Origin of the sequence: Streptomyces sp. SID14478, from assembly GCF_010548525.1 — a bacterium.
Classification (GTDB): Bacteria; Actinomycetota; Actinomycetes; order Streptomycetales; family Streptomycetaceae; genus Streptomyces.
Genome location: NZ_JAAGMG010001487.1, coordinates 1 through 483 on the forward strand (window position 1 = coordinate 1; position 483 = coordinate 483).

Annotated in this window: 1 protein-coding gene; it reads right to left on the minus strand. The window is 76.8% G+C overall.

The genetic code is table 11. The annotated features are described in order from the left end of the window. Nucleotides 1–483 (minus strand): AlkA N-terminal domain-containing protein (locus G3I40_RS46275; RefSeq protein ID WP_275410355.1); only part of this gene is annotated, 483 nt, incomplete at both ends.

Here is a 483-nt window from a genome sequence, read left to right on the forward strand (position 1 = left end):
GCGCCGCAGGGGGCGTCCAGCCGCTTGCCGTACCGTTCGACGAGCCGCGCGGACTCGGCGGGTCCGACGAGCAGACGTACGGCCAGTTCGTCGGGGTCGGCGGCGCCGGGTGAGCGCAGGCCCGGCCGGGCGGCGACCAGGGGGGCGAGCCGCGGGTCGGCGCCGAGCCGCTCGTCGATCGCGAACGGGTCGGAGTCCAGGTCGAACAGGCGCCGCAGCCGGCCCACCGCCGTCGTCAGGTCCCGCAGGTCGGTCAGGTGGATCCGGGCGTCCAGCCAGCCGCCGCGGTGCTCGGCCTGCGCCCCGGGCTGCTCGTGCCCGGCCTCGTCGACGGAGACGATGCCCGTGCCGTACGGCAGCCGCAGCGTGCGCCGGAACATGCGCGTCCCGGGCTCGCCGCTCAGCTCCTCGATCCCTTCGAGGAGTTCCTGCCCGAGCAGGTCGAAGACGGGCCCCGCCGGGTAGTCGCCGCGGTGGGCGAGG